Annotated in this window: 19 protein-coding genes; 1 reads left to right on the forward strand and 18 read right to left on the reverse strand. The window is 63.9% G+C overall.

The window, feature by feature from the left end; all coding sequences use genetic code 11:
- Positions 1-58: 58 nt before the first annotated feature.
- The 18 genes from ACRQEG_RS07215 to ACRQEG_RS07300 form a co-directional block, all read right to left on the reverse strand.
- On the reverse strand, positions 59-1,411 hold the full coding sequence (locus tag ACRQEG_RS07215; protein WP_016441796.1) for an MFS transporter: 1,353 nt from the start codon (positions 1,409-1,411) through the stop codon (positions 59-61).
- Between the two features lie 108 nt (positions 1,412-1,519).
- A complete protein-coding gene (locus tag ACRQEG_RS07220; RefSeq protein ID WP_320757610.1) occupies positions 1,520-2,458 on the reverse strand; it encodes an NAD(P)-dependent oxidoreductase in 939 nt (312 codons plus the stop codon).
- A 29-nt stretch (positions 2,459-2,487) separates the two neighbouring features.
- Positions 2,488-3,984, reverse strand: a complete 1,497-nt coding sequence (locus ACRQEG_RS07225; RefSeq protein ID WP_320757611.1) for an ABC transporter permease — start codon at positions 3,982-3,984, stop codon at positions 2,488-2,490.
- The gene (locus ACRQEG_RS07230) at positions 3,981-4,661 is read right to left on the reverse strand and encodes an ABC transporter ATP-binding protein (RefSeq protein WP_016441799.1); all 681 of its coding nucleotides are present in this window, start codon (positions 4,659-4,661) and stop codon (positions 3,981-3,983) included. The genes ACRQEG_RS07225 and ACRQEG_RS07230 overlap by 4 nt, the downstream gene beginning before the upstream one ends.
- Positions 4,661-5,683 carry an efflux RND transporter periplasmic adaptor subunit gene (locus ACRQEG_RS07235; protein WP_320757612.1) on the reverse strand — a complete coding sequence of 341 codons (1,023 nt, stop codon included), beginning with the start codon at positions 5,681-5,683 and terminating at the stop codon, positions 4,661-4,663. The genes ACRQEG_RS07230 and ACRQEG_RS07235 overlap by 1 nt, the downstream gene beginning before the upstream one ends.
- A gap of 220 nt (positions 5,684-5,903) precedes the next feature.
- The gene (lysS, locus tag ACRQEG_RS07240; RefSeq protein WP_435733832.1) at positions 5,904-7,385 is read right to left on the reverse strand and encodes a lysine--tRNA ligase; all 1,482 of its coding nucleotides are present in this window, start codon (positions 7,383-7,385) and stop codon (positions 5,904-5,906) included.
- A gap of 40 nt (positions 7,386-7,425) precedes the next feature.
- On the reverse strand, positions 7,426-8,259 hold the full coding sequence (locus tag ACRQEG_RS07245; RefSeq protein ID WP_320757613.1) for a Rossmann-like and DUF2520 domain-containing protein: 834 nt from the start codon (positions 8,257-8,259) through the stop codon (positions 7,426-7,428).
- A gap of 11 nt (positions 8,260-8,270) precedes the next feature.
- Positions 8,271-9,140, reverse strand: a complete 870-nt coding sequence (locus ACRQEG_RS07250) for a ketopantoate reductase family protein (RefSeq protein WP_016441804.1) — start codon at positions 9,138-9,140, stop codon at positions 8,271-8,273.
- A 52-nt stretch (positions 9,141-9,192) separates the two neighbouring features.
- Positions 9,193-10,992, reverse strand: coding sequence for a PH domain-containing protein (locus ACRQEG_RS07255; protein ID WP_435730752.1), 1,800 nt, complete (start codon positions 10,990-10,992; stop codon positions 9,193-9,195).
- The gene (locus ACRQEG_RS07260) at positions 10,993-11,487 is read right to left on the reverse strand and encodes a PH domain-containing protein (RefSeq protein WP_274735709.1); all 495 of its coding nucleotides are present in this window, start codon (positions 11,485-11,487) and stop codon (positions 10,993-10,995) included.
- 87 nt (positions 11,488-11,574) lie between these two features.
- A complete protein-coding gene (locus ACRQEG_RS07265; protein WP_435730751.1) occupies positions 11,575-11,994 on the reverse strand; it encodes a DUF3180 family protein in 420 nt (139 codons plus the stop codon).
- A complete protein-coding gene (gene folK / locus ACRQEG_RS07270) occupies positions 11,987-12,910 on the reverse strand; it encodes a 2-amino-4-hydroxy-6-hydroxymethyldihydropteridine diphosphokinase (protein WP_320758299.1) in 924 nt (307 codons plus the stop codon). Before folK ends, ACRQEG_RS07265 begins: the two co-directional genes overlap by 8 nt.
- The gene (folP, locus tag ACRQEG_RS07275) at positions 12,907-13,818 is read right to left on the reverse strand and encodes a dihydropteroate synthase (RefSeq protein ID WP_320758298.1); all 912 of its coding nucleotides are present in this window, start codon (positions 13,816-13,818) and stop codon (positions 12,907-12,909) included. Before folP ends, folK begins: the two co-directional genes overlap by 4 nt.
- Position 13,819: 1 nt before the next feature.
- Entirely contained in the window at positions 13,820-14,446 is a 627-nt protein-coding gene (gene folE, locus ACRQEG_RS07280; protein ID WP_320758297.1) for a GTP cyclohydrolase I FolE, read from the reverse strand.
- 42 nt (positions 14,447-14,488) lie between these two features.
- Positions 14,489-16,810 (reverse strand): ATP-dependent zinc metalloprotease FtsH, encoded by a 2,322-nt coding sequence (ftsH, locus tag ACRQEG_RS07285; RefSeq protein ID WP_435730750.1) that lies wholly within the window; start codon positions 16,808-16,810, stop codon positions 14,489-14,491.
- Positions 16,811-17,362: a hypoxanthine phosphoribosyltransferase gene (gene hpt / locus ACRQEG_RS07290; RefSeq protein WP_016441812.1), complete on the reverse strand. Its 552-nt coding sequence runs from the start codon at positions 17,360-17,362 to the stop codon at positions 16,811-16,813. It abuts the gene before it with no gap.
- A 37-nt stretch (positions 17,363-17,399) separates the two neighbouring features.
- Positions 17,400-18,449: a tRNA lysidine(34) synthetase TilS gene (tilS, locus tag ACRQEG_RS07295; protein ID WP_435733829.1), complete on the reverse strand. Its 1,050-nt coding sequence runs from the start codon at positions 18,447-18,449 to the stop codon at positions 17,400-17,402.
- On the reverse strand, positions 18,449-19,822 hold the full coding sequence (locus tag ACRQEG_RS07300) for a D-alanyl-D-alanine carboxypeptidase/D-alanyl-D-alanine-endopeptidase (protein WP_320758311.1): 1,374 nt from the start codon (positions 19,820-19,822) through the stop codon (positions 18,449-18,451). Before ACRQEG_RS07300 ends, tilS begins: the two co-directional genes overlap by 1 nt.
- Before the next feature lie 80 nt (positions 19,823-19,902).
- Here ACRQEG_RS07300 and ACRQEG_RS07305 point away from each other — a divergent pair, with 80 nt between their 5' ends.
- Positions 19,903-20,427, forward strand: a complete 525-nt coding sequence (locus tag ACRQEG_RS07305; protein WP_026428653.1) for an inorganic diphosphatase — start codon at positions 19,903-19,905, stop codon at positions 20,425-20,427.
- Positions 20,428-20,511: the final 84 nt, after the last annotated feature.

Here is a 20,511-nt window from a genome sequence, read left to right on the forward strand (position 1 = left end):
GCCCGAATCCTCGGGCCCCGCGCCGGCGTCGTCGTAATAAATTATGCTGCGGCAACTATTATGCCTGCACCACAGCCTGTTCGCGCCGCGACAAGGAGAGGTACATAACCCCGGCCGCCACCGCGATCCCGGCGAGCAACGTGAAGGACGCCGCCCAGGAGAAGCGTTCAGCGAGGATCGGCATAATAAGGTTGGCGCCCATCTCACCAACGATGTAACCGAAGAGCCCCACGAAACCGACCGCCACCCCGGCCGCCTTGAGCGGCACGAAGTTGAGGGTGAGGATATTGACGATCAACTGCGGGCCGTAAATGAGTGCCCCCATAAGCCCAGAAACAATGAGGAGCACCACGTAATTGTCGTTGCCCATGTAGACCCAGATAAGGCCAGCCAGGCACAGCAGCCCGAGGAAGCCCACCACGGACTGACGGTTGGGAAGCTTGACGGAAATCCAAGCGAAGAGGAAGGATCCGGGAATGGCGATCCATTCCAGCACCGAGAAGGCGGTGGAGTACTGGGCTTCCGTGAAGCCCATTTCGGTGCCGAGGAAGGCCGGCATCCAGTTGAGCACCCCGAACCGCAGGAAGTAGAGCGCGGCGTTGATAAAAGCCACAGTGAGGACCAGCGGGGAGGTGAAAACGAAACGCACGAGGATATGCCAGTAGCTTTCGTCGGGAGTTTCGTCGGTATTCGGTTCGCCGGCCTTGCCGTAGATCTGGCGCAGGGTGGGCATTCCTTCGGCTTCGGGGCGGTCCCCGCCGTACTTCCAGAAGAAGATGGACAAACCGAAGACCACCAGGCCCGGGCCCCAGAAGGCAATCGCCCCGCCGCTGGGCCCACCCAGGGCCAGCAGCCAGGTAATCATGAGGGGCAGCAGCGCCCCGCCCAGGTTTTGCGAGGTATTCCAGATCGCGATACCGGAACCGCGTGTTTTATTCGGGTACCAGTTCGCGATCATCGCCATGGATGAGGGCGCCAGCGCCCCCTGCGCGCAGCCGAGCAGGAACATGAGCACCGCGAGCAGGTAGAAGTTCGTGGTGAAGCCAATGGCGATGCACAGGATCGCGGAAAGCCCCAGGCAGCCGGCAAAAATGCGGCGCAGGGAGACGCGGTCGGACAGCATCCCCATAAAGAATTTCCCGAAGCCGTAGGTGATGGTGAACATGGTGAGAACCAGGCCGATTTGCGGCAGGCTCCAGTCGTTCTCCAGGCGCAGGGCTTCGGAGCGGAGTTTGAAATTATTGCGGACCAGGTACGCGCACACGTACCCGAGGTAGGCCACGAAGAACACCATGCCGCGGCGCTTGAGGTACTGCGCGAAAGTGTCCGGGTGCGCGGCAGCGAATTGCGCGCTGGTATCCTCAGATTCGGCGGCGGGCCTGCCCTGCCGCGTTTCCTCATGTGATGACATCACTACTCCTCCTTGAGCTGAACTGTATGTCAGTTTAAGGAGTGTAGCGCACTATTGCCGCCGGGTGGTAGTCCCGGGCTCTTGTTTATTGGAGGAATCGTGGCGTACTTAGGCTTCCCGGTTAATAAACTCCCCTCCGTCGCGCAGCGCCCGCACATTGGCGAGGATGAGTTCCTCGGCGCCCACGGGCCGCCCGCCGGCCGTGTGCGGGGTAATAATCGTGGCCAGATCCCACAGCGGCGAATCCGCGGGGAGCGGCTCGGTGGCGGTCACGTCCAGGCCGGCACCCGCGATTTTTCCTTCGCGCAGCGCGGCAGCCAGATCATCTTCATTCACCGTTTTTCCGCGCCCCACATTAACGACGACGGCGTGATTGGGCAGGGCCGCAAAGACGCTCGCATCCACCACGTTGGCGGTGGCCTCAGTGGCGGGGAGGATAAGAATGAGGACATCGGTATCGGCCAGGATCTCATCGCGCTGGGCGAGGTTAGCGCCGTCGTACACCTCAACATCTCCCTCGGTGCGCCGGGAGGTGGCCAGGCCGCGCACCTGCGCCCCGAAAACTTTGAGCATCCCGGCCAGGTGGCGCCCGATATGCCCGTAACCCCAGATGGTTACCTTCGCGCCAAGCAGGCTGGTCAGGCGCCCGCCGGGGCGCAGCTCAGTGAAGAAGATGCGATCGCGGGACCAGCGGTGGTTGCGCTGTTCTTCGGTGGCGATACGCAGGTCCCGCACCAGGTAGAGCGCGAGCGCGATGGCGTGTTCGGATACGGTGGCGTCATGCAGGCCGTTCGCGGTGGCGAGGATGACTCCGGCGGGCGGGTTGGTGGCGTGCAGGCTTTCCGCGCCGGCCATCATGCCCTGAAGGAGTTTGAGATGCGGAAGCTGGGCCACGTGCTCAGCCGCACGGGGATCTAACCAGACCACGAGAGCCGCAGCGTCACGGTGTTCTTCCGGGATGGGTGCGTTCACATCAAAAGTCACCCAGGTGATGCCCGCTTCGGGCGGGAGGGAAAGAGCAAAGCTATTGGGGAGCAGTACTTTCATGGCTTTAGCCTAGCCCGCCGTGCTCCTACCTAGAAGCGGATGGCGTCAATAGGTTTGATGCGCAGCGCCATGGTGGCCGGAATAATCCCGCAAAGTGCTCCCACTCCGGCGGAGATCGCCAGGCCAATAAAAGCGGCCAGTACCGGGTACCCCACGCTATCCACCGCGAAAGGCAGATCGAGCCACCGGGCTAGGGGCGCGGTGCGGATGGTGATAATCGAGGCGATGACCCCGATGAAACCGGCCGCCGTCGTCGCCACCACGGATTCCAGGAATACCGAGGTGAAGATACGGCGCGCGGAGGCGCCCATCGCGCGGCGGATCCCCATTTCCCGCACCCGCTGTTTCATCGTGACGATGGAGACGGTGAGCAGTCCCAGGGCACCCACCAGGATCACGATCCCGCCGATGGCCGCGATAATCGCGGTGACCTGGCGTTCGGTGGATTCCTGGCCGCGCATCTGACTTTCGATGAATTGGCCTTCAACCTGGTAGTTCTTACCCAGGCGGCCCTGGAGTACGGAAACGAGGACCTTCTGGGCTTCCGCTTCTTCCCCGCGGGGCACCAGCACCGAAACTGTGGCGGAATCCATGGGAGATAGCTGGGCCATCGCGGCGGCGGCCATGCTCTCATAAGGCACGTGCAGGCGCGGGCTGTCCCAGCGTGAACGGTCCGCGACCACCCCGACTACCGTCATCCGCACCCCGGTGGGTCCGGATAGCGCGATCTGCGGGTAGCTGGCCAGCGAAGGCTCACCCATCTCTTTGTAGAGCATTTCGTTAACGACGGCAGGGTTCATGAGGCGTTCGCCATCCGCTTCGGTCAGCCACCGCCCGCGGATAAGCTGCACATCGAAGAGAGGGCCGTAGGCCGGATCCACCGCGAGCATTTCGTAACGTGACTCCATCATCCCGTACCCGGGGGTGCCGCCTTCGCCGAACTCGGTACTAGCGGAACCATCCCCCACGGCTTCGGCACCTGCTACCGCGCCGCCGGTGCTTTCCAACTCGCTACCGGCTTCCGCTCCGGCCATACTTTCCGATTCCCAGCCCTCGAGGTCCTGAATATCGCCGGTGCCGCCCGCTCCGGCCAGCACCGGCGGGAAGGCGAGGGACACATAGGAGATGCGCGAGCGCGTCCAATAATTCGCCCCGGCGCTCTCCATATATTCGGCCACGGTGGTGCTGAACATATCCTCGCTGGCCTGGGCGCCTGCCAGGGTACCCAACTGCGCTCCGGTGGGCGGAACCGCGGGATTCGCGTACGGATTGGCGTAAGGGTCGGCGTACGGATCGGAGAATTTATCCCCGCCGGTGCTATACACCCCGATATTGACGGTACCGGGTTTGCCATCCCACTGGGCGAGCTGGTGTTCCCCTGCGGCCCTAATGAGCTGGCCCAGGGCGAGAACAGTTGCCATTGCCCACACCGCGGCCGCAACCCCGACGAGGGAGAGAATAACCCGACCGCGATCCACTCGTATTTCTTCCCAGGCTTCGAGCACGGCCCCGAAAATGCGTGTCATTTTTCCTCCGGCCAGACGAGCCCATCGTGAATGGTGAAGCGACGATCCGCGCGGGCGGCCACTTTCGGATCGTGGGTGATCATAATGAAGGTGGCGTTATTTTCCCGCGCCATACTTTCCATGAGATCCATGACCCTCCCCGCGGTATCCACATCGAGAGCGCCGGTCGGTTCGTCCGCGAGAAGAACCTGGGGCCGGCGCACGAGTGCCCGGGCGAGGGCCACCCGCTGCTGTTCCCCACCCGAGAGCTGGGAGGGCATCGCATCCAGGCGATCCCCTAATCCCACCCGATCGAGCATCTGGGCGGCGAGGCTGCGGCGTCGAAAAATAGTGGCGGTATCCGAATACAACAGGGGCACTTCCACGTTTTGCGCGGCGGTGCGACCGCGGAAAAGATTAAACTGCTGGAAAACGAAACCGAAAAGGGAGCCGCGCAGGTGAGCGCGCGCCGATTCACTCAGCTCTGCCACATCGCGGCCCTCAAAACGATAGGAACCGGTATCGGGTAGGTCGAGCATCCCGATGATATTGAGGAGGGTGGATTTCCCCGTTCCGGACTGGCCCATAATCGCCACGTATTCCCCGCGTTCGATGCGCAGATCCACCCCGCGCAAAATTGGCAGGGGGCGGCCGTTCGGAAGAGTGACGGTGCGGGTCACCTGCTCAAGCTCTAACATCACATCCCCATCATCGGGTCGGGCGCGGGTTGCGCGGCCGGCACGTACTGGAGGATTTCTTCGCCTTCTTCCAGCCCGCCGGTGATCTGGATCTGGCGCCCGTCCGTCACCCCGAGCTGCACGGTACGCTTCGTGGGCTTACCGCCGTCCGCCGCGGGCAGGTAAACCACGCCCTCGCGGAAGCGCCCCTCCACCGCGCTCACCGGCACGGTCAGCACCCCGGTGGTATTACTCCCCGGAATGGTGAGTTTCGCGGCCGAACCGTCATACACCTGCTGGTCTGCGGGGATATCGCAGATGAGAGCCGGCTGCACGGTACCGCTGGCGCTATCCAGGCCGCGTGCTTCGGCTTCTTTACCGCTCAGGCCCGCCCCCGCGCCCGTTTTTTCCGTGACCGTGCGCAAATTGGCGCAGTCGAAAGGCGCCGGGCCGTTCGTGACGGCAAGCTGCCCGGCCGGCGGCAGCGAGGCCAGCGAGTAAAGCTGTTCGGGTTTCACACTCACCCGCGCGTGGTAGGTGGCCGGGGTAATCGAGCCAATGCTTTCCCCGATAGATACCGGCTGGCCCACGAGCACATCCACCGCCACGGTGCCACCCACCGGGGCGAGCACATTCACGTAACTCACTTCAATATAGGGCTCACCGGGCACTTCCACCTCGGTACCGTCCTCAAAAGTTTCCACGGTGGCGGCGGTGGTTTTTTCTTCTTCGTGGCGGATACGTAGCAGCCGGTCGCCTTCATTGACGACGGCGCCCGCTTTGACATCAACCACATCCACGGTGCCGTTGGCGGTGGCCCGCACGGGGGTGGCCGGATTACGCATGACGGTGGCATCCAGCGTGAGGGAATTATCGATATCCCCCGGCATGGCCATTACCGTGGGGATGGTGAAATCCCCCTGGGCCACGAGTTCCGTGGAGGTGCGTTGGTTGGGGAAAAATGCGAACTTCACGAGGGCTGCCGCGATGATAAGACCGAGCAGGAGTTTGATGACCTGGAAAATGGTGTCAGTTTTCTTCATGGACGGGCACCTTTGCACACGGGAAACAGGGTTCGGCAAGCCGGGCGTGGCACCGAACTACTTGGAAGATTACCGTGAGCAGGCCCGAAAATAAATAGGAAAGTTCATCACGTTTCTTTTAGTGGGCAACTTACATTCCGCCAGATGCGCAACCGCGCCGCGGGGGCTGGGCCTCCGCGGCGCGGGCGTCGTCGTACCGAAAAATTGTTTTCGGGCCGGGTTACTTCCCGGGTTTAATGAAGGGGAAGGTGATCGTTTCGCGGATCCCCAGACCGGTCATGGCGGTGAGGAGGCGGTCGATGCCCATACCCATGCCGCCGGTGGGCGGGAAGCCCTGTTCCATGGCGGCGAGGAAATCCTCGTCCAGCTGCATGGCTTCCGGGTCGCCGTTGGCGGCCTCGATGGATTGCTGGGTGAGGCGTTCGCGCTGGATCACCGGGTCGGCCAGTTCGGAATAGGCGGTGCCCAGTTCCATGCCCCGCACGTACAGGTCCCATTTTTCGGTCAGGCCCTTCTTGGTGCGGTGCGGGCGGGTGAGCGGGGAGGTGTCTTCGGGGAAGTCGTACACGAAGGTGGGGGCGTAGAGCTGGTCCCCGCACAGTTCTTCGAAGAGTTCTTCCACGATTTTGCCATTGACCCAGAAGGGTGCGATTGCGATATCGTGGGCTTCCGCGAGAGTTTCGAGGCGTTCGCGCGGGGTATCCACGGTGATTTCTTCACCCACGGCGGCGGACACCGATTCGTACAGATCGAGTTTCTGCCATTCACCACCCAGGTCATATTCGGTGCCGTCATTCAGGGTAACGGTGGTGGTGCCCAGGGTGTCCAGGCAGGCCTGCTGGACGAGGTCCCGGGTGAGTTCGGCCATCGTATCGTAGGTGGCGTAAGCCTGGTAGGCTTCCAGGGCGGTGAATTCCGGGGAGTGGGTGGAGTCGGCGCCTTCGTTGCGGAAGTTCCGCCCAATTTCGAAGACGCGATCCACGCCGCCTACTACCGCGCGCTTGAGGTAGAGCTCGGTGGCGATGCGCAGGTAGAGGTCCTCATCATAAGCATTAATATGCGTTTGGAAGGGCCGGGCTGCCGCGCCGCCGTGGATGGGCTGCAGGATCGGGGTTTCAATTTCCACGTAGCTGCGGCGGTCGAAATTGGCGCGCAACGATTTCACGACCCCGGCACGCAGCCGCACCATATCACGGGCGGCCGGGCGGGTGATGAGGTCGAGGTGGCGCATCCGCACCCGCGATTCTTCGTTGAGGGCAACGTCTTCGCCGGCTTCGTTCTGGTAAATCTTGGGCAGCGGGCGCAGGGCCTTGGAGGCCATCTGCCATTCGTGGGCGAAAACGGAAAGTTCCCCGCGCTTGGAGGCCCCCACATGCCCGGACACGAAAATGAAATCGCCCAGGTCTACGTCTTGTTTGTAGGCGGCCAGACGTTCTTCGCCCACGTGTGCGAGGGAGAGAATCACCTGGAGGCGGTTACCGCGCCCGTCCTGGAGGGTCGCGAAAGCAATTTTGCCGCCGGTGCGGGAGAGCATGACACGCCCGGCAATGCCCACCGAGGTCTCGGTTAGTTCTTCGCCAGCTTCGATATCACTGTATTGTTCCCGAATCTCCGGGATGGTGGAGGTGATGGGAAGTTCGGCCGGGTAGGCTTCGGTTCCTTCCGCGAGCAGGCGGGCACGCTTGTCCAACCGGATACGCATCTGTTCCGGGGTTTCACTATCAAGAAATTCACTCACATGGTCATGGTAGACGACGCCGCGCCGCTCGGTCACGTGACGCGGCCCGGATCACCCGATAGACAGGCGGAATATCAGGATAATTCCCGGTGGCTGCCAGGGCTTCGACCGCGGCAATATCGTCCGGGGTGGGGTCACCTTCGTTTTTTCCGGCGACGTCGCCGCTAGCTGGCGCGTTGATGAGTTCGATGCCGGCGTCGGCCATGGCGAGCGCTTGTTCTTGGAGCCCGCGGGCGAAGCTTGGTTCGAGGCCGGCGGCTGCGAGCATGCGTTGAACTTGGCCGGCGAGGAGCGCGGTGTGCCGGGAGGCATGGGTGAGGGCGGCGGCGTAGAGTCCGCGGTTTTCTTCGGCGAGCACACTGGGTTCTCCCCCGAGTTCGCTCACGAGGGCCATACCGATGGGCAGGAGCGGCGCGGAGCTGGTAACCGCCCAGGTGGCGCCGATGAGGTGGCGCATATCGAGGGAGGTTCCGGTGAAGGTCAGAGCCGGGTGGAGGGCGAGGGTGAGGGCGCCAGCGGCGGCAGCGTCCCGGAGCACGCCCGTGCCAAAGCGCGCGCTGGTGTGGATGACGAGCTGGCCGGGGCGCCACCATCCCTGCCCGGCGGCGTGTTCCACGACGCCGGGCAGGGCGGCGTCGGGCAGCGCGAGGAGGATGAGATCCGCACGGGAGAGTAGGTATTCAGTTTCGCGCGCGGGTACTGCGGGGAGGAGTGCGTCGAGGCGTTCGCGGCTGGCACTGCTGCGGGCCACCGCACCGATGATGGTGTGGCCGGCGGCCCGCAGGGCTGCGCCGAGGACGCTTCCAACTTTTCCGGCCGAGATGATCCCTACGGTCATCCGGCCCGGTGTCACTTGCGGCCCCGCAACCGATCGTCGATCGCGGAGAGCGCGGCGGTGATGGCCGGGGCGGGTACACCGAGGCGGGCGGCTTCTTCGAGAACCGCGGTACCCAGGGAGTGGATTTCAGTGCGGTTGCCGTCACGCAGGTCGCGGGAGAGCGAGGAGTGTGCATCGGGTGCGAGGCGGCGCAGCCACGCGTGAATTTCCGCGGGGCGGGTGGGAACTTTTTCCATGGTGGCGATGCGGGCCAGTTCGGTGCACATCGCTTCGGTGAGTTCCGGGGCGCGTTCCATGGCGCGGCCGATGGGCAGCCCGGTGGCACCGGTCAGCAGGGCCATGGCGCATTGGTTGCGGAGTTTGCGCCACAGGACCTGGTTTTCGGTACCGCGGAAGAAAACGTCAATTCCACCATTGAGAAGTACGCGCGCGATTTCGCCGTCCATGGCGGTGTCGGGCATTTCCACTTTGAGGAATTGGGAGGTGTGTTCGATAACTCCGGGCGCGGTGCGTTCGCTGATGGTGTAGACGGAGCCGGACCAGGATTCCCCTTCGGTGAGGGTGTGGATAGCACGGGCGTGATCGAAGCCGTTGAAGAGCGCTCCCACTTCTTTGGGGCGGGCTGAACGAATGGACTTTTCGATACTGGGGAGGGTGTATGCCTTGGTGCAGAGCAGGATTTCGCTACCGCGGGCCGGGCTGGTTAGCGCCGGCACCTGCGCGGTAAAATTACCGAACCGCTTGGATTTAATAACAATTCCGTTGCGGTTAATAGCATCGGCGGTGCGCTCGGTAGCAACAACCGCGACTTTTTGACCGTTGTGCGCGAGAACTCCCGCGATGAGCCCACCAATACCACCCGGGCCGTAGATATTAAGCATAGGAATAATCCTAGATGTAGAAAAATATAAAAGTGCGGCTACGCGACGTGTTTCACTCTTGTACCGGGACGAAATCACTTTCGGGAACCGGGCTGCGGCCCGACCCGGGACTATTGTCATTCCCTTGGGGGTACGACGGCGCCGTAGGCGCGCCCGGCTGAGTGGGTGCCGCTGGCGGCGCGGCGGGCCGCACGGCTGATGGCGCGGTGGGGCCGGCCGGAGGTAATTCGGGGTGCCAGCCGCGCGGGCCGTTCCCACGTTCGCGGACGGTGGCGGTGAGGACACGGCTGGCGGTAGCAGCATCCATGTGTTTGGCGTGGGCATCTACCGAAAGCCCCACGGTTGCCCAGCGGAGGGTACCGAGCTGGAAGCGGCGTTCGAGTGGGCCTTGGCTGATAATGGCGGATTGGTAGTGTTCACGCAGCAAAATTGTTACTTTGCGGTACCAGAACCAGCCGTGCCGCATAATAATGACATCCTCACCCACGAAAATACCTGAGCGTTTCCACCCGATGGGATCCAACCAGCGTGAGGAGCGCGGATTGGGGATGAATCCGGGGAGGGCACTATCATCAAGAAGATAGCTGCGCAGCTGGGCCAGGCTGGGCACCCCGGTGTGAGGTGGGCGCGCCGGGGAATCGGCCTCAGGGAGAGCGCCACCCTCGGCATCTTTCGCGAAGCCGAGTTCACGCGCAACGGCGAGGACGTCCTCGACCGTTCCTACCGGGACCAGGGCATCATTTGCGGTCTTGGCTGCTTCCATCGCTTCGGAAATCGAGCCGGAAATAACGCAGCTTTCTACTTTCCACCATCCGGGCCACAAATTAGGTTTTTTGAAGGCCAGCGCGTGGACGCGATAGGAAGGTAGCCCGAGGGTGCGCCGGGATAGGAGCCCTTCTTGTTTTTCCACGCCTTCGGCCGTGGGTGAGATACGGGCTCCCCAATTAGCTTGCAGGGAGCTCACGGGCTGCCATATCAGCGCGATGATAAGGAAGAGGAGGGCGAAGGAGCCGCCTTCATCGGTAAGCACATAGGTGGTGACCGATCCGGCCACCGTGATGATAGCGAGGAAGATTCGCGGGGACAGCACTAGGGAGGCGAGGAACCGCCGCGCGGACATGGCGTAGAGGTGCGGGCGCGCTTCCGGAGTGCTGACGGTGGCAAGATCGGGAACTTCCGAGCTATCCCCGTTACGCATTTTATCCGCGAGCGATAGTACGAGGGGCCGCAGTTTTTCAGCGTGGGGCAGCGCCAGCCACCCGATCTCTACTTTTTCTCCACCGGAGGTAATAGTCAGGCTGGCTTGGCGCACCAGCCGGGCGAGGAGTTTTTGGGTGACATCCACGCTTTGGATGCGATCCCAGCGCACGTGGCGGTGCTGTTTGAATAGCACGCCGCTGCGCATATGCACCCCGTCCGCATCAAACATCCAGGCCATATGCCGCCATTGGATGGCCGCGATGATCCCGGTAATGAGGGTGACTCCCACCGCGATACCCACCGCGATCAGCCAGAAGGAACGCAGCAGATCCACGAATTCACTCCAGACAATTCCGGGCGAATCGGTATCCTCCAGGCGCTGAATAATAATCCAGCCACCCGCTACCAGCACGAAGAACCACAACGAGAGCAGCGAGCTCCACGGCGTCCATTTCGAGACCGGCTGCCAGGTGCCCGAGATCGCGGTGCTACTCACTCCGGGCGCAATCGGTAACGCGCCCGGAGCTACGGGCAGCGCGCCCGGCGTACCCACCACGCCTGCCGTGCCCGCCAGCTCACCAGGTGCAGCCGGCAGCGCGCCGTTTAGTCCCATCGCGCTTCCCGCTTCCGGGGATATTTCGGTGCCGGCCATTTAGACCCCTTCCATTTCGGCTACGCCGAGGTGAAGGAGACGCTCACGCACCTCATCCGCTTCCGCGGTAGGCAGGCCGGTGATAACTGCATCCGTTTCCATGGAGGCGGTGTGGAGGGTTACTTTCGCGAGCCCGAAGCGGCGCAGCAGCGGCCCGGATTGCACATCCACCGTTTGGATACGCCCGTAAGGCACCACGTCAATGCGGCGGAACATGATCCCGCGGCACAGGCGCAGCGCAATATCATCCATGGCGTAACCGAGGTGATTCACCTGCCGGGACACGATACGCAGGTGGATGAGGAAACCGAGGATGGGCAGCCCCAGCAGGGGCGCGTAATAGGCGAGTGGTTCGGGGCGCGCAATAAATCCAGCCACCGCGAGCGCGATGAGGAGCACGAGCCAGAAGCACGCGGCGATAATCCATCGCACCGTGAAGAGTTTGCGCGACACTGCACGATAGTCCCGCCCGGGATCAAGAGGGGTAGTCACCATGGGTTAACGCTACCAAAGGGGTGTGACATAAAAACTGGCCCCGAAAAACACCCGCGCTTGCCGCGGCGCAACGAAACCTGCACCCGGCTACCGCCGCTCAATCCGGCACCAGGTGTCCACGATCCATCCGACTACCGCGAGCACCAACGCCGCGGCGGTGAGAATCCCCCAGGCTCGCGCACTCGCCCGGGCAAAAGAGGTGGAGCCCAGCGCGCTCATGATCGCGAGCAAGCCGCCCGCGCCGGCCAGGAGCGCCCCGCTGCGCAGTCCCGCTGCCGCGCCGGCTGCCACCCGCAGCGCGGCCAGGTGCGAAAGGGATTCGACACGTCCGCGGCGTAGGCGCCGCACCCGCCAGCCATACCAGAGCAGCACCGCGGCGATGAGGAGTAGCGGTAGCCCGGCAAAGGCGGGCACGGCGACCGGATACGCGGCGAGGAGGCGCCGTAGCGCTTCACCCGCTAAGGCGCCGGCCGCGCCCCACCCCAGAAAGGCTCGTAGATTACGCATCGTGCCCGCCCGTATCGGGGCCGACGCCGCAGCCGGCACCCGCGTGCTCGCGTATCCGGGCGCGTTCCAGTTTTGCGGTGGCCTCCGGATCGATTTCTTGCCAGGGTTCCATCACGAAGGCGCGGGTATGGGCACGCGGGTGGGGAAGGGTGAGAAGCGGGTGGGTGCTGCGTACTCCTTCCACCCATTCGATATCAAGGTCGAGGGTGCGTGCTCCCCACTGGATGCGGCGCTGGCGCCCGGCCCGCACCTCAATAGCACGGAGTGCGGCCAGCACTTCTAGGGGAGACAGTTCGGTGGTCAGGCGCAGTACCGCGTTGAGGTAATCCGGTTGCGGCTCCTGCCCGGGGGCAAGCACGGGCGCGGTGGTATGGAATGAGGAGACCGCGTCAATATGGACGGGGAGCGCGGCAATCTGGGTGAGGGCAGCGCTAAGAGTTTCTTCGCGTTCCCCCAGGTTCGCACCCATCCCAATCACCATTTCCCGCATGGTTCCGCCGCGAGCAATAGCTGCCAGGCGGCGCACGGTGACCCGGGCGTCCGCGAAGCGGCCCGGCACCGGGGCTTCGGGTTTGTGCACGGTAACTTCGGTGGCCAGGGCCCCGTGCGCGAGAACCCGGCTGGCTACCCGCTCCCCCAGTGTTTCGATCAAGCTCACGGGAGCACTTTCCCCGACCGTGCGGGCATCCTCTGCCAGATCCGCGTAGGAGATTGTGGCCGCGAGGTCATCTGCGTGGCCGGCCGCGCTGGTGTCCACGAGAGCTGCGACGTCGAAAATAAAAGGGTGATCGGCTTCGCGTTCTTCCGCGTAGACGCCGTGCCGGGCGGATACTTCCACGCCGGTGATGCTCACGGTATCCAGGCAGCATCCGAGCATGGCGAGGGCATTGTGGATACGTGGGGGTACTCCCATCATGACCGCGCGGCCTCCGTAGCTCCCGCGTTTTCGGGGCGGGCTACTCCGGGTTGGGAGGTGGAGACCAGTCCGCATTCGCGCAGTTTGGCCACGGTATCCACCGCGATCCGCGAGGATGCTACATCGTGAACCCGCACCGCCCACACGCCTTTTTCAGCGAAATAGGTGCTCAGTGCCGCGGTGGCGCCGTCTCGCCCGCTGGCGGGTAGGCCTTCCGGGGTCACTTCGGCGAGGAAGCGTTTGCGGGAAACTCCGATGAGGACCGGCATGCCAGCCCACAGGAATTCGTCAATATGGGCCGCCAGGCGCCAATCGTCGTCGCCCATTTTTGCGAAGCCGAAGCCCGGGTCGATGATGATCCTGGTGGGAGCAATTCCGGCGGCAACGGCGCCGGCCACGCGCTCGAGCACTTCCGTGCTCACCTCGCGCCCGATAGCGCGGTAGCCGGCTAGGGAGTTCATGGTTTGTGCATCGCCGCGCCCGTGTTGGAGTACATAGTAGGCCCCGGATTCGGCCACGGTTTCCCACATGGCGCTGTCCCCGCGCCCACCGGTCACGTCGTTGATAATGCGGGCGCCGGCCGCGCAGGCCCGCGCCGCGGTGTCCGCGTGGTAGGTATCAACCGAGATGGGGATATACCCGGCTAGTTCGCGTACCACCGGCCCGATACGTTCCCATTCTTCCGCGGCGCTGAGGAGGGTGGCACCCGGGCGGGTGGATTCCCCACCGATGTCGATGATATCCGCCCCGGCGGCGATGAGTTCATGGCCGTGCGCGATGGCGGTATCGACCGTGGCCCAGCTCCCGCCGTCGGAAAAAGAATCGGGGGTGACGTTGAGGATACCCATAACGCGGGTGCGGGATCCCCCAAGGAGTTCCGGATCGCGCAATGGCATAGGTGTTGGCATTTCAGGCTCCCCGTTCGATAAGACTCATGGCTTCGGCGCGGGTGCTCGGTTTACGCAGCATGCCGCGCACCGCCGAGGTGACGGTACGTGAACCGGAATTGCGCACCCCGCGCATGGTCATGCACATATGTTCGGCTTCCACCACCACGAGTACCCCGGCCGCACCCAGGCGGTCGCGCAGCGCATTGGCAATCTGGGTGGTGAGGCGCTCTTGCACCTGGGGGCGGCGCGCGTAGCCTTCTACCAGCCGGGCCAGTTTGGATAGGCCGGTAACCTTCCCTTCTTCCCCGGGGATATAGACAATATGGGCCGCCCCGAAGAAAGGCAGCAGATGGTGTTCACACATGGAATAGAAGGTGATATCCCGTACCACCACCATTTCGTGGAAGTCCTCCGCGAATTGGGCATCGAGCACCGCATCGGGATCCTTGCCCACACCGGCGAAGATCTCCGCGCAAGCGCGGGCCACCCGCGCGGGAGTATCCACCAGGCCGGGGCGGTTCGGGTCCTCACCAATAGCGGTGAGGATTTCCCGCACGGCCCGCTCTACCCGCGCGGTATCAACCCGCGGCGTATCCGCAACGTTGCTATCTACCTGGCCGGTTTGCGCCGGTTCCACTGAGTTCATGCGTCCTCACTCTCCGAGCTCATGCACCCGTATTTTTCACGCTCATTCCCGCTGGGTTGAGGCATCCTCATGTTCCGCGCCGTGCCGACCGCGCGGGCCGAGCGGCCCCGTGGCAGCATCGGGAAGCTCCGGGGCGGGCAGGCGCGAATCCGCTGCCGCTTCCTCCTCGGTTTTCCCTTCCGGGAGTGGGATGGGCGGGCGCTGCGAGACCGGGCGGTCCGGAGCGGAAAGCCACACCTCTCGCTCGGGCGCCTTGACAACGTCCTTGAAGATCTCCGCGAGTTCGTTTTCCAGCACGGTTTCCTTATCGAGGAGCACCTCGGCAAGGTGGTCGAGAATATCCCGGTTTTCGGTAATAATCGTCCACGCTTCGGTGAGTGCCTGGTCAAGGAGGGCCCGCACGTTCTCATCCACGGTGGCAGCCAGGGAATCCGAGGTGCGCGAAGCCGCCGCGAAGCTCGCTTCTTCCTGGGCGGTGGGAGCTACCCGCACCGCACCCACCGCGGTGGTCATCCCGTATTCGGTCACGATCTTCCGCGCGGTTTCGGTGGCCTTCTGGATGTCATTAGAAGCACCGGTGGAGGGGTCCCGGAAAATAATTTCTTCCGCGGCGCGCCCGCCCAGCGCGTAGGTGAGCTGGTCGAGGAGCTGGTTGCGGGTAACCGAATAGCGATCCTCGGTGGGCATGACCATCGTGTACCCCAAGGCCCGCCCGCGCGGTAAAATAGTTACCTTCGTGACCGGGTCGGTATAGCGCAAAGCCGCCGCCGCGAGCGCGTGCCCGCCTTCGTGGTAGGCCGTCATGCGCCGATCCTCCGGGCTCATGACCCGGCTGGAACGCTGCGGGCCGGCCATCACGCGATCCGAAGCTTCATCCACATCCGCATTGGTAATAACGTGGGCGTGGCGGCGCGCCGCCAAGAGCGCTGCTTCGTTGAGGATATTGGCAAGGTCCGCGCCCGTGAACCCGGGGGTGCGCTTGGCGACCCCGGCCAGGTCGACGTCGTCCGCCAGCGGCTTGCCGCGCGCGTGCACCCGCAAAATAGCTTCGCGCCCGCGAATATCGGGGGCATCTACCGCGACCTGCCGGTCGAAACGCCCCGGGCGCAGCAGCGCCGGGTCCAGCACGTCCGGGCGGTTGGTGGCGGCAATAAGGACGACAGCCTCATCAGTGGAGAAGCCGTCCATTTCCACGAGGAGCTGGTTGAGGGTTTGTTCCTGTTCGCCATGGCTGAGGGCTCCGCTGCCGCGCCCGCGGCCCACCGCGTCAATTTCGTCAACGAAAATAATGGCCGGGGCTTTTTTCTTCGCGGTTTTGAAGAGTTCGCGCACCCGCGAGGCACCCATACCCACGTAGAGCTCCACGAATTCCGAGGCAGCGATGGAGAAGAACGGTACCTGTGCTTCCCCGGCAATGGCCTTAGCCAGCAGGGTTTTACCCGTTCCGGGCGGGCCGTAGAGGAGCACCCCGCGCGGAATACGCGCCCCGAGCGCCTGGTAGCGGTCCGGGTTCTTGAGGAAGTCTACCACTTCCTTTACTTCTTCCACGGCTTCATCTTCCCCGGCTACATCGGAGAAACGTACCTCGGAGACTTCACCATCCGCATTGGCATCCTTCGCCCCGAAGCCGCGCCCCATCTGGCTGCGCATGAACCAGATGAACACCGCGAAGATGAGGATCATGGGCAGGAACGTGAAGAGCATCGAAACAAACACGTTCTGGGAGGGAACAATCGAGTTATGCCCGCGTTCCGGATTGGCCCGTTCCACCAGGGTGGTGATGTGCTGGCCCTGCGGGTCAGCGTATTGGAAAGTGACCTTCTTCCCGGCGTCGTGTTTATCGCCGTCACCATCCATGGTTTTTGTTGGCTCGGTTAGCCACAGGCGTACCCGGTTAGTGCCGTCTGTGATCTGCACCCGCTGGACGGTGGTGCCTTCCAGCAGCGCGATACCTTCCGAAGTGGAGATATTCGACCACTGCATGGCCATGAATTGGTTGGTTCCGATAAAAGCAAGAAGCGCCGCGATGACTATGCCGGAGATAACGCGCCAGCGCCGCCGGCTGGTGCGTTCTTCTTCGCTGAGCTTATGGCCGGAGCCGGAGCCGCGGGATTTCTTGTTCTTCCCGGCGCCGCCGTTATTGCCCGTGCTGTTAGTGCCCGTGCCGGTAGAACCGCACTGGCCTTCCGGCTGCGGCGGGTGGGCGCGGCGGGCCCGGCGCTTGCGCTCATACGCGCTGGGTTCGGTGCGGCTCGCTTCGCTACCGTGCGCCTCACTACCGCGAGCCTCACCGCCACGAGCTTCGCTTCCGCCCGGCGCCGTGCCGCCCGGTTCAGTACCGCGAGGTTCTTGCTGTTCGTCCACTTATCCTCCGTAAACGTGCGGGGCCAGGGTGCCCACAAAAGGCAGATGCCGGAATTGTTCGGCATAGTCGAGTCCGTACCCCACCACGAACTCATCGGGAATATCAAAGCCTAGGTAGTCAACCTGAACGTCAACTTTAGCCGCCTCGGGTTTTCGCAGGATGGCCGCGATCCGCACCGATTGCGCCCCGCGATCCAGCAGATTCTTCTTCAGCCACGCGAGGGTAAGGCCGGAATCGATAATATCTTCCACGATGAGGACGTGCCGACCGGTCACATCAGCATCCAGATCCTTCAAAATCCGCACCACGCCGGAGGATTTGGTACCCATCCCGTAGGAGGACACCGCCATCCAATCCATATTCAGCGGAGAGTGGATTTTCCGCACCAGATCCGCCATCACCATGACGGCACCCTTGAGCACGCCCACCACGAGCAGGTCACCATCGTAATCAGCGTCAATCTGACGCGCCATATCCTCAAGCTTCGCTTGGATTTCCTCATTTGTGACGAGGATTTTTTCCAACTTATCACCCATATCGGTGTGGTCCATCACCATCTCCTTGAGCAGTTCCGCTGTGCTTCTAAGCCTAACGCGCGAAGACGACAATATTATCGCGCCGAAGCGCTCGCGCCCCGGGCAGGTCGCAGTGGCGCACGCCGCCCGGCCCGGTCACCAGCGCGTCGAGGGCCTCAATATGCCCCGCGCTCACCTCCCCGGCGCGTGCCCCCACGCGCAAGGCCAGGACGCGCAGAATCCGGGTGCGCACGGCCGTGGGAAGTTCGCGCAGCGGTGCAATAGGTACGACGACGCCGCACCCCGGCTCACCCGCCTCTTTCACCACACCGCGTTCTTCCCAGGTGGCCAGTTCCCGGGCCGCCCAGGTGTCCAAAGCCTCATTATCGCGGCGCAGCAGGCGGGCGGTGCGAGCCAGAGCTTCCACCGTTCCCGGCCCGAGCGTCTCACTCAGAGCAGGCAGGGCGCGTGAGCGCAGCGCGGCGCGGGTGAGCGGGCCACCGCCCGCCGCCCGCCACGGGCCATCGGGCTCATTGGAAGGATCCTCCACCCAGGCCAGCCCCTCATCTTGCAGCGCGGCGCGAAGCGCCGCGCGCCGCAGCCCCAGCAGCGGGCGCAGCGCAGTGAGCTCCGGGTTGCCCGGCAGCGGGCCCGCTTCCGGCATGCCTGCCAGGGAGCGCGCTCCCGAACCCCGCCCTAGGCCCAGGAGCACGGTTTCAGCTTGGTCGTCCGCGGTGTGGCCCAGCAGCACCGGGCTGTCCGCACCGGCCGCCTCGGCCAATGCCGCGTACCGGGCCGCTCGTGCCTGCCCTTCCGGGCTCGATCCACCGCCGAGGTCCACGCTGACCGCCGCGGCGTCGTCGTACCCCCAGGAACGCAGGCGGGCCGCAACCTGCGCGGCTTCGCGCCCCGCCTCCGGGCGAATCCCGTGGTTGACGGTGACCGCGCGCAGCAGGTAGCCGTCCCGGCGCGCCACGAAGAGCGCGATACGGGCTAGCGCGAGGGAATCCGAGCCGCCGGACACCGCTACCGTCAGCCGGGTACCCGGCCGGTATCCGCAACTCTCCAACAGCTCGCGCAAGCGGCGCCGCCCGGCCGCGTAAGCGGGGTGGGGTCCGGCCATTAGAGCTCCGCCACCGCGGTGAGGAAAGCATCCTCGGCGCCCCGCACATCCAACAACGAAACGTCGTGGTGGGAATCGGTGAGGATGGAGAAGGTCAGTAGCGCCCCCGAACGCGTACGCAGCACCCCGCTGAGCGAGACCACATCCGCGAGCGTCCCAGTTTTCCCGCGAATCATTCCGGGCGCGGCGCCCTCGGTGAGGCGGTCCGCCAACGTGCCGTTGAGCGCAGCTACCGGCAAGCCGGCCCCCAGCGCCCCCACCGTGCCATCGCTCAGATTCACAGCGTCCTCCAGGATCGCGAGCTGGAGCGTACAGGTGAGCCGATTCGTTTCGCTCAGGCCGGAATTATCGGAGATCACCACGCCGTCCAGCGGGTAGCCCAGCTCCTCCAGAACCGCGCGGGTGGCACGCGCCGCGCCCGCAAAATCCACACTTTCTCCGCGCTCGCGCGCCACCAGGTGCCCGAGGGTTTCCGCCAGGGTGTTATCCGATTCGGTGAGCATGCGGTCCACCAGCTCGCGCACGCTCGCCGAATGCACCGTGGCCAGCGGGTGGGCTGCCGCTTCCTTGGGCGCTTGCCCAGCGCGTACCTCCGCCACTTCCACTCCGGCCCCGCGCAGCTGCTCCGCGAGGGCGTTCCCGGCATCGAGGGCGGGCGTGGCACTGTAGTGGTAGCCCACCGCCCCACCGTTCAGCGCGAGCGGCGTTATGGGTGCCACGTAATCGTGGTTGACCGGATCGAGGGTGGGCGCGTACTCCGGCCCCGCGAAAAGAGAGGTATCAACGACGACGCTTACCGGGCCACCCGGGTGCTCGCGCGCGTAGGTGGCGGCGGCCGCGCCCAATTCCGAGAGATCGCCGCGGGCAATGGTGCCCGGGACCTGGGTGGCGGCGGTATCGGGAGCCAGGAACACATCGCCCCCGCCGATGAGGTGAATGGTGGTGCCGGAGGCGGCCACGCTGGTAGCGAAGCGGCGATCCGGGCCGAGGGTTTCCAGGGCCACCCGGGCGGTCACCAGTTTCATATTGGAGGCCGGTACCCGCGAGACTTTCGCATCCTTTGTGGCGAGCACCCGCCCCGTGGCAGCCTCGCGAATTTCGTAGGATACCTGGCCCGTGGGTGCCAGGCGAGCGGCGAATTCCTGCCCGAGGGCCGCGACCTTGGCAACGCTGGCATCCTCGAGTTCCGCAGGCTCGGGGGCGGTCGGAACGGTCACGGCCGGCACGGGAGTGGGCTGCGGATACGGCGCGGCGGCATCGGCCCTAGGTCCCAGGGTGAGCAATCCGGGGGTAAGATCAAAGGCATCAGCGAATGCGTACCCGCCCGCAAGAAGGAGCACCAGGGACAAAGCGATCTGAGCTTTTCCTTTCACGGGCCTATTCTTGCACGGAACGCAGCTCGTATTCTTAGGTGTTCTTATGTGCCAGCCGTCAGCGAGGAGAGCTTCACATGATGGAATTCGATGTCACCATCGAAATCCCCAAGGGAAATCGAAATAAGTACGAAGTAGATCATGAAACCGGGCGCATCCGCCTGGATCGCATGCTTTTCACATCCACCCGGTACCCCGATGATTACGGATTTATTGATGACACCCTCGGTGAGGACGGCGATCCGCTGGACGCCCTGGTGCTGCTGGAAGAGCCCACGTTCCCGGGTTGCGTGATTCGCTGCCGTGCGCTGGGTATGTTCCGCATGCGTGATGAAAAGGGCGGCGACGATAAGGTGCTATGCGTGCCAGCTTCAGATCAGCGGGCCTCCTGGCGTACCGAAATTGAGGATGTTTCGGAATTCCACCGCCTGGAAATCCAGCACTTCTTTGAGGTGTATAAGGATCTGGAGCCGGGCAAGTCCGTGGAAGGCGCCCACTGGGTGGGCCGCGAAGCCGCGGAGGAGGAAATTCGGGCCTCCTTCCAGCGGGCCATTGACGAAGGCTATTACACCGCGCACGAAGCGCAGCCGCCCAGCCAGCATTAGGCGGGTAGCCGGCCAGCACTAGGCGGGCAAATAACCCCAGGTAGAGACGTAAAAAGCGGGAGCTATGCAGATCATGCACAGCTC

It is taken from the genome of Actinotignum stranguriae (assembly GCF_051265215.1).
In the GTDB taxonomy this organism is placed as follows: domain Bacteria; phylum Actinomycetota; class Actinomycetes; order Actinomycetales; family Actinomycetaceae; genus Actinotignum; species Actinotignum schaalii_C.

Coding starts and splice junctions, on each gene's coding strand:
- folE (WP_320758297.1), bottom strand. CDS start 14,446: ATGAACTCAGTGGAACCGGCGCAAACCGGCCAGGTAGATAGCAACGTT.
- folK (WP_320758299.1), bottom strand. CDS start 12,910: ATGATGGGAGTACCCCCACGTATCCACAATGCCCTCGCCATGCTCGGA.
- ACRQEG_RS07220 (WP_320757610.1), bottom strand. CDS start 2,458: ATGAAAGTACTGCTCCCCAATAGCTTTGCTCTTTCCCTCCCGCCCGAA.
- ACRQEG_RS07265 (WP_435730751.1), bottom strand. CDS start 11,994: ATGCGTAATCTACGAGCCTTTCTGGGGTGGGGCGCGGCCGGCGCCTTA.
- folP (WP_320758298.1), bottom strand. CDS start 13,818: ATGCCAACACCTATGCCATTGCGCGATCCGGAACTCCTTGGGGGATCC.
- ACRQEG_RS07235 (WP_320757612.1), bottom strand. CDS start 5,683: ATGAAGAAAACTGACACCATTTTCCAGGTCATCAAACTCCTGCTCGGT.
- tilS (WP_435733829.1), bottom strand. CDS start 18,449: ATGGCCGGACCCCACCCCGCTTACGCGGCCGGGCGGCGCCGCTTGCGC.
- ACRQEG_RS07225 (WP_320757611.1), bottom strand. CDS start 3,984: ATGACACGCATTTTCGGGGCCGTGCTCGAAGCCTGGGAAGAAATACGA.
- ACRQEG_RS07245 (WP_320757613.1), bottom strand. CDS start 8,259: ATGACCGTAGGGATCATCTCGGCCGGAAAAGTTGGAAGCGTCCTCGGC.
- hpt (WP_016441812.1), bottom strand. CDS start 17,362: ATGGACCACACCGATATGGGTGATAAGTTGGAAAAAATCCTCGTCACA.
- ACRQEG_RS07215 (WP_016441796.1), bottom strand. CDS start 1,411: ATGTCATCACATGAGGAAACGCGGCAGGGCAGGCCCGCCGCCGAATCT.
- ACRQEG_RS07260 (WP_274735709.1), bottom strand. CDS start 11,487: ATGGTGACTACCCCTCTTGATCCCGGGCGGGACTATCGTGCAGTGTCG.
- ACRQEG_RS07230 (WP_016441799.1), bottom strand. CDS start 4,661: ATGTTAGAGCTTGAGCAGGTGACCCGCACCGTCACTCTTCCGAACGGC.
- ACRQEG_RS07305 (WP_026428653.1), top strand. CDS start 19,903: ATGGAATTCGATGTCACCATCGAAATCCCCAAGGGAAATCGAAATAAG.
- ACRQEG_RS07255 (WP_435730752.1), bottom strand. CDS start 10,992: ATGGCCGGCACCGAAATATCCCCGGAAGCGGGAAGCGCGATGGGACTA.
- lysS (WP_435733832.1), bottom strand. CDS start 7,385: ATGCGTATCCGGTTGGACAAGCGTGCCCGCCTGCTCGCGGAAGGAACC.
- ACRQEG_RS07250 (WP_016441804.1), bottom strand. CDS start 9,140: ATGCTTAATATCTACGGCCCGGGTGGTATTGGTGGGCTCATCGCGGGA.